General features: G+C 58.8%; 1 protein-coding gene. It reads left to right on the forward strand.

All coding sequences use genetic code 11. From position 1 onward, the window contains the following. Nucleotides 1-10 precede the first annotated feature (10 nt). Nucleotides 11-8,601: DUF7927 domain-containing protein (locus G518_RS38150; RefSeq protein WP_036596977.1), on the forward strand; the 8,591-nt coding region annotated here is incomplete at its 3' end.

Consider the following 8,601-nt stretch of genomic DNA (forward strand, 5'->3'; position numbering starts at 1 on the left):
AGGGATATGTATGAAGCGGGTCAGCATATTTAAGTGGTGGGCGTCACTGTTGTTGACGGCTTTGCTGAGCCTGGCTTTTCCAGCGCAGGCGCAACATACGCTGCTATGTGGCAACACTGATGCTTACTCCCTGGACATAGGCACCCTGCCGACGCAGAGCCTGCGTCACATCACCGTTGGCTCAGGCACCAATGTCGTGGTGGCGGACATGGGTACGGGATGGAACGGGCTAGGCGTGTCTGTAGATGGCAGCAACAATGTCTACATGGTGAGCACGACCACTGGCGTGGTGCAAACTTACAACACTCTCTCGCCGGCATTTTCCACTTCTGCCGCCCCTGCCAGTCCCCCTGTAGCCCACGGTTCGTTCATTGCGGGCGGCGTTAATCCAGTTAACGGCAATTACTACTCTGCTGCTCCTATGGGAGGGGGCACGGGGACCGAATGGGCCTTGTATAGATATACCGGCGGCCCGGGAGCCCCGATACGAATCGGTACGATCACCACCGTAGGCGGCAACAACGGCGATCTGGCTTTCGACGCGCTCGGAAATCTCTACCTACTCTCCGGCAACCGAACTGGTACGCAGCCCAGGATCTATCGCATCAACGCTTCGGCGGTGAATGCTGGAACCGGCGCGGCCTCACTTATGCCCGGCACGGCTATAACAGCAGCTATGGTGATGCCAGGTATTGCCGGAAACTTTGCCGGCATCGCTTTTGTCAACGGTCGTTTGATTGCACAGCTTGGGGATGGAGGGCCTCCACCTCCAACAAATACGACCTACACCGTCTATAACCCTACGACTGGTGCTCAGATCACCCTGGAAAACTTTACCAACCGCAATGGCGGTGATATGGCTAGTTGTCAGGGCGCCTATACCGTCAAGTTGCAGAAAAACTTGCCACAGGGAAGGGTTGCCGCCGCACACCAGTTTGGCCTGGCGATTACGACGACTCCACCCAGCGCGCTTACAAACAACACGACGACAACCGCAGGTGTCGTGCCAAATGTTCAGCCACAGGTGGTAGGGCCGCTGCTGGGCTTGCCAGGAGGCACGTTCAACATTGCGGAAACCGCATCGGGAATGCCCAACCTGAGCAACTACGCGTCGAGCTGGATTTGTGTGGATGAAAGCAACGGCGGTATCGAGGTAGCACGTGGAAACGGCGCTACCGGCAGCTTCCAGATGCCAACTACGGTTGGAGGCGCAGATGTCGTTTGTACCTTCACCAATACGCCGCCAACTCTGCGCCTGCAAAAAGAGTTGCCCGTTGGCAGGCACCTACCCGGTGACCAGTTCACCTTGTCAATGTCAGGTACGGGAGCGCCTGCGTCAGCGGTCACCACCGGCAGTGGCTCCACGGCAACTGGTGTGCTGAACCACACCGCTGTCGCTGGCGGTACTGCATACACGCTGTCGGAGACAGCCGCAGGCACTACGGCCTTGAGCAACTACACCACCTCATACGCTTGCACCAACGCAAATCCAACGGGGCAGACTCCTAGCGGGAATAATGTCACTACGTTCTCGATCACGCCGGTGGCGGGCGATGATTTAACCTGCACCTTCTCCAACGCTAGCAAGCCTCGCCTTACGATCCGCAAGATCAGCGTGGCGGGTACCGGGGCGTTCAGCTTTTCGGGCTCAAATGGTTTCGGTCTTGAAACACTGACCACCTTGACCGAAGGTGTTGCCGTCACCGGCTCTACGCGTGTCTTGACTAGCGCAGGTGTATCGACAACGATACAGGAAACCACCGTACCGGCAGGTTATTCCCTCACGGACGTCACCTGTACCGGCATGGCCTCGGGCGGTACCGCCACGGCAAACCTTGGCACCGGGATCGTGACTTTGAATGCCGCGGCCACTGCCAGCGGGGCAGACATCCTGTGTACGTTCACCAATACAAAGAGCCCGAGTTTGCGTCTCCAAAAGGCCTTGCCCAACGGCCGTTTGTTGATAGGAGATCAGTTCACGCTATCGATGGCTGGTCCCAACGCACCTGTCCCAGTGACCACGACGGGAGCAGGTACGACGGCCACCGGACTGTCGACGCTCGCGGTAGCTACCGCCAATACTGCATACACCCTTTCGGAGGCTGCTGCGAACACAACGGTACTGCCTAGCTACACCTCTACTTGGGCCTGTACCAACACGCGTGCTGGAGGGCAGACTCCCAGTGGAACCGGCAGCAGCTTCTCCATCACGCCAGTGACGGGCGATGACCTGACGTGTACGTTTACCAACGCTATCAAGCCTCGTCTCACGATCCGCAAGATCAGCGTAGCTGGCGTCGGGCCGTTCAGTTTTTCTGGCAGTAATGGGGTCGTGAGCGAAACACTCACCACCCTGACGCAAGGGGTTGCCGTTACCGGACCCACGCGTAGCTTGGCCGCCGCAGGCGTAGCAACATCGATTGTGGAGGATGCAACACCAGGTTACTCGCTTACCGCCGCCACCTGTACCGGAATGGCATCGGGCGGTACCGCCACGGCAAACCTGGGCGCAGGGACCTTGGATTTGAATGCCGCAGCCACTGCCAGTGGGGCAGACATCCTGTGTACGTTCACCAATACAAAGAGTCCGAGTTTGCGTCTCCAAAAGGCCTTGCCCAATGGCCGCCTGTTGACAGGGGATCAGTTCACGCTATCGATGGCTGGTCCCAATGCACCTGCCCCAGTGACTACGACGGGAACTGGCACGACGGCCACCGAAGTGTCGACGCTCGCCGCAGCCACCGCCAATACTGCATACACCCTGTCAGAGGCTGCTGCGAACACAACGGTACTGCCTAACTACACCTCTACTTGGGCCTGTACCAACACGCGTGCTGGAGGGCAGACTCCCAATGGAACCGGCAGCAGCTTCTCCATCACGCCAGTGACAGGCGATGACCTGACGTGTACGTTTACCAACACGTTCGACCCCATCGTAACGATCAGCAAGAGCTCGAATCCAGCGAGCGGGCAAGTTGTGACGCCAGGGCAACTGGTGCAATACACGCTGACGGTGAACGTCGCGAACGGTCCAACTCGCAGTCCTGTTGTACTCACTGACTTGCTGGATAGCCAACTGGCATTCAGCGCTATCGTGACCAACCCGGCGGGCTTTGTACGTAACCCTGCTACCAACAGTTTCACGCTTGCTGCTGGCGCCGCCAATGGCAGCCGCAGCATTACCTACAGCGCTATTGTGTCCAACACCGCGAGTGGCGCGGTCAGCAACTTCGTTAGCGCGACGGGTGGAGGTGACCCTGGTCGCCCTGATCCGTCCTGCGCTACGCCAACAGGTTGTCGAACTGCTCATTCGATTGATCCAGTCGTAACGATTAGCAAGAGCTCCAACCCACCAAGCGGTCAGACCGTGACGCCAGGGCAACTGGTGCAATACACGTTGACGGTGAACGTCGCGAACGGTCCAACTCGCAGCCCCGTTGTACTCACCGACTTGCTGGACAGCCAACTGGCGTTCAGCGCTATCGTGACTAACCCGGCGGGCTTCGTACGTGACCCGGCTACCAACAGCTTTACGCTTGCTGCTGGCGCTGCCAACGGTAGTCGCAGCATCACCTATAGCGCTACTGTGTCCAATACGGCGAGTGGGGCGGTCAGCAACTTCGTCAGTGCGACGGGAGGAGGTGATCCTGGTCGTCCTGATCCAGTGTGCGCCACGCCTACGGGTTGCCGGACAACGAATCCGATCGATCCAGTCGTAACGATTAGCAAGAGCTCGAATCCAGCGAGCGGGCAAGTTGTGACGCCAGGGCAACTGGTGCAATACACGTTGACGGTGAACGTCGCGAATGGTCCAACTCGCAGTCCCGTTGTACTCACGGACTTGCTGGATAGCCAACTGACATTCAGCGCTATCGTGACCAACCCGGCAGGCTTTGTACGTGACCCGGCTACCAACAGCTTTACGCTTCCTGTGGGTGCGGCCAACGGCAGTCGCAGCATTACCTACAGCGCCCTGGTCTCCAATACAGCCAGTGGCGCAGTGAGCAACTTCGTTAGTGCAACCGGGGGAGGTGACCCTGGTCGTCCTGATCCGTTGTGTGCAACGCCATCGGGTTGTCGGACTGCTCACTCGATTGACCCGGTAGTGACGATCAGTAAGAGCTCCAACCCGCCAAGCGGGCAAGTTGTGACGCCAGGGCAGTTGGTGCAATATACATTGACGGTGAACGTCGCGAACGGTCCCACTCGCAGTCCCGTTGTACTCACCGACTTGCTGGATAGCCAACTGACGTTCAGTGCGATCGTGACCAACCCGGCAGGCTTTGTACGTGACCCCGCGACTAACAGTTTCACGCTTCCTGTAGGGGCCGCCAATGGCAACCGCAGCATCACCTATAGCGCTACTGTGTCCAATACGGCCAGTGGCGCTGTCAGTAACTTCGTCAGTGCGACGGGAGGAGGCGACCCTGGCAGACCTGATCCAGTGTGTGCAACACCATCGGGTTGTCGGACGGCTCATTCGATTGACCCGGTAGTGACGATTAGTAAGAGCTCTAACCCGGCAAGCGGTCAGGCCGTAACGCCAGGGCAATTAGTGCAATACACGCTGACGGTGAACGTCGCGAACGGTCCCACTCGCAGCCCCGTTGTACTCACGGACTTGCTGGATAGCCAACTGACGTTCAGCGCTATCGTGACCAATCCAGCTGGCTTTGTACGTGACCCCGCGACTAACAGTTTCACGCTTCCCGTGGGTGCAGCTAATGGCAGCCGCAGCATCACCTACAGCGCTACTGTGTCCAATACAGCCAGCGGTGCAGTCAGCAACTTCGTTAGTGCGACAGGAGGAGGTGATCCTGGCCGTCCTGATCCAGTGTGTGCAACACCATCGGGTTGCCGGACGGCTCACTCGATTGACCCGGTGGTGACTATCAGCAAGAGCTCGAATCCACCGAGCGGACAGACCGTAACGCCAGGCCAACTAGTGCAATACACGCTGACGGTGAACGTCGCGAACGGTCCAACTCGCAGCCCCGTTGTACTCACGGACTTGCTGGATAGCCAACTGACGTTCAGCGCTATCGTGACCAATCCGGCGGGCTTTGTACGTGACCCCGCGACCAATAGTTTCACGCTTCCTGTTGGCGCAGCCAACGGCAGTCGCAGCATCACCTACAGCGCCTTGGTCTCCAATACGGCAAGTGGGGCGGTGAGCAACTTCGTCAGCGCGACGGGCGGAGGCGACCCTGGTCGCCCTGATCCAGTGTGTGCAACCCCATCGGGTTGCCGAACTGCTCATTCGATTGATCCGGTAGTGACGATCAGCAAGAGCTCCAACCCGGCAAGCGGTCAGACCGTGACGCCCGGGCAGTTGGTGCAATACACGTTGACGGTGAACGTCGCGAACGGTCCAACAAGAAGCCCAGTTGTGCTGGCTGATTTGTTAGATAGCCAGTTGACGTTCAGCGCTATCGTGACCAACCCGGCGGGCTTTGTACGCGACCCCGCTACCAACACCTTCACGCTTCCTGTGGGCGCAGCCAACGGCAGTCGTAGCATCACCTACAGCGCTTTGGTCTCCAATACGGCGAGTGGGGCGGTCAGCAACTTCGTTAGTGCGACGGGAGGAGGTGATCCTGGTCGTCCGGATCCAGTGTGTGCAACACCATCGGGTTGCCGGACAGCTCATTCGATTGACCCGGTGGTAACGATCAGTAAGAGCTCGAACCCGCCGAGTGGGCAGGCCGTGCTACCTGGTCAGTTGATCCAGTACACCTTGACGGTGAACGTTGCCAATGGCCCAACAAGAAGCCCAGTTGTGTTGAACGATTTGCTGGATAGCCAGTTGACGTTCAGCGCCATCGTGACCAACCCGGCAGGTTTTGTACGTGACCCGGCTACCAACAGCTTTACGCTTGCTGCTGGCGCAGCTAATGGCAGTCGCAGTATCACCTACAGCGCTACTGTGTCCAATACGGCGAGTGGGGCGGTCAGCAATTTCGTCAGCGCGACGGGCGGAGGTGATCCAGGCAGGCCTGATCCAGTGTGCGCAACCCCATCGGGTTGCCGGACGGCTCACTCGATTGATCCAGTAGTAACGATCAGCAAGAGCTCGAATCCAGCGAGCGGGCAAGTTGTGACACCAGGCCAACTGGTGCAATACACCTTGACCGTGAACGTGGCGAATGGCCCAACAAGAAGCCCAGTTGTGTTGAACGATCTGCTGGATAGCCAGTTGACGTTCAGCGCCATCGTGACTAACCCGGCAGGCTTTGTACGTGACCCCGCGACCAACAGTTTCACGCTTCCCGTGGGTGCGGCCAATGGCAGCCGCAGCATCACCTACAGCGCTTTGGTCTCCAATACGGCGAGTGGCGCGGTGAGCAACTTCGTCAGTGCAACGGGAGGAGGTGACCCAGGTCGTCCTGATCCAGTCTGCGCTACGCCTACGGGTTGCCGGACGGCTCATTCGATTGATCCGGTGGTAACGATCAGTAAGACCTCCAACCCGCCGAGCGGGCAGACCGTGTTACCTGGCCAGTTGATCCAGTACACGCTGACGGTGAACGTCGCGAACGGTCCAACTCGCAGTCCCGTTGTGCTCACGGACTTGCTGGATAGCCAACTGACGTTTAGCGCTATCGTGACTAACCCGGCAGGCTTTGTACGTGATCCGGCTACCAACAGTTTCACGCTTCCTGTGGGCGCGGCCAATGGCAGTCGCAGCATCACCTACAGCGCCCTGGTCTCCAATACGGCGAGTGGTGCAGTGAGCAACTTCGTTAGTGCGACGGGCGGAGGTGATCCAGGCAGGCCTGATCCAGTGTGCGCAACACCATCCGGTTGCCGAACTGCTCACTCGATTGACCCGGCAGTGACGATCAGTAAGAGCTCTAACCCGGCAAGCGGTCAGACCGTGACGCCAGGGCAATTAGTGCAATACACGCTGACGGTGAACGTAGCCAACGGTCCGACGAGAAGTCCAGTTGTGCTGGCCGACTTGCTGGATAGCCAGCTGACGTTTAGTGCCATCGTGACCAATCCAGCTGGCTTTGTACGCGACCCCGCGACCAACAGTTTCACGCTTCCCGTTGGCGCGGCCAATGGCAGTCGCAGCATCACCTACAGCGCCTTGGTCTCCAATACAGCCAGTGGTGCGGTGAGCAACTTCGTCAGTGCGACGGGCGGAGGTGACCCTGGCAGACCTGATCCAGTGTGTGCCACCCCATCGGGTTGCCGAACGGCTCATTCGATTGATCCGGTCGTGACGATCAGCAAGAGCTCTAACCCGGCAAGCGGTCAGACCGTGACGCCAGGCCAACTGGTGCAATACACGCTGACGGTGAACGTGACCAATGGTCCAACTCGCACCCCCGTTGTACTCGCCGACCTGTTGGATGGCCAACTGACGTTCAGCGCTATCGTGACCAACCCGGCGGGTTTTGTACGCGACCCCGCTACCAACAGTTTCACGCTTGCTGCTGGCGCGGCCAATGGCAGTCGCAGCATCACCTACAGCGCTTTGGTCTCCAATACGGCGAGTGGCGCGGTGAGCAACTTCGTCAGTGCAACGGGAGGAGGTGATCCTGGTCGCCCTGATCCAGTGTGCGCCACCCCATCGGGTTGTCGAACTGCTCATTCAATTGATCCAGTGGTGACGATCAGTAAGAGCTCTAACCCGGCAAGCGGTCAGACCGTGACGCCAGGGCAACTGGTGCAATACACCTTGACGGTGAATGTGGCCAATGGTCCAACCCGCAGTCCGGTCGTGTTGAATGATTTGTTGGATAGTCAGTTGACGTTCAGCGCTATCGTGACCAACCCGGCGGGCTTTGTACGTGACCCGGCTACCAACAGCTTTACGCTCCCTGTTGGCGCAGCTAATGGCAGTCGCAGCATCACCTACAGCGCCTTGGTCTCCAATACGGCCAGCGGTGCAGTGAGCAACTTCGTCAGTGCGACGGGCGGAGGTGACCCTGGTCGTCCTGATCCAGTATGTGCCACCCCATCGGGTTGCCGGACGGCTCATTCGATTGATCCGGTAGTAACGATCAGCAAGAGCTCCAACCCGCCGAATGGTCAGACAGTGACGCCGGGGCAACTGGTGCAATACACGCTGACGGTGAACGTGACCAATGGCCCAACCCGCAGTCCGGTGGTGTTGAACGATTTGTTGGATAGTCAGTTGACGTTCAGCGCCATCGTGACCAACCCAGCGGGCTTTGTACGTGACCCGGCAACCAACAGCTTTACGCTCCCTGTTGGCGCCGCCAACGGCAGCCGCAGCATCACCTACAGCGCCTTGGTCTCCAATACGGCCAGCGGTGCGGTGAGCAACTTCGTTAGTGCGACGGGAGGAGGTGACCCTGGTCGTCCCGATCCAGTGTGCGCCACCCCATCGGGTTGCCGGACGGCTCATTCGATTGATCCGGTAGTGACGATCAGCAAGAGCTCCAACCCGCCAAGCGGTCAGACCGTGACGCCGGGGCAACTGGTGCAATACACCTTGACGGTGAACGTGGCCAATGGCCCAACCCGCAGTCCGGTGGTGTTGAACGATTTGCTGGATAGTCAATTGACATTCAGCGCTATCGTGACCAACCCGGCAGGCTTTGTACGTGACCCGGCTACCAACAGCTT

The sequence above is a fragment of the Ottowia thiooxydans DSM 14619 genome, from assembly GCF_000422885.1.
Classification (GTDB): Bacteria; Pseudomonadota; Gammaproteobacteria; order Burkholderiales; family Burkholderiaceae_C; genus Ottowia; species Ottowia thiooxydans.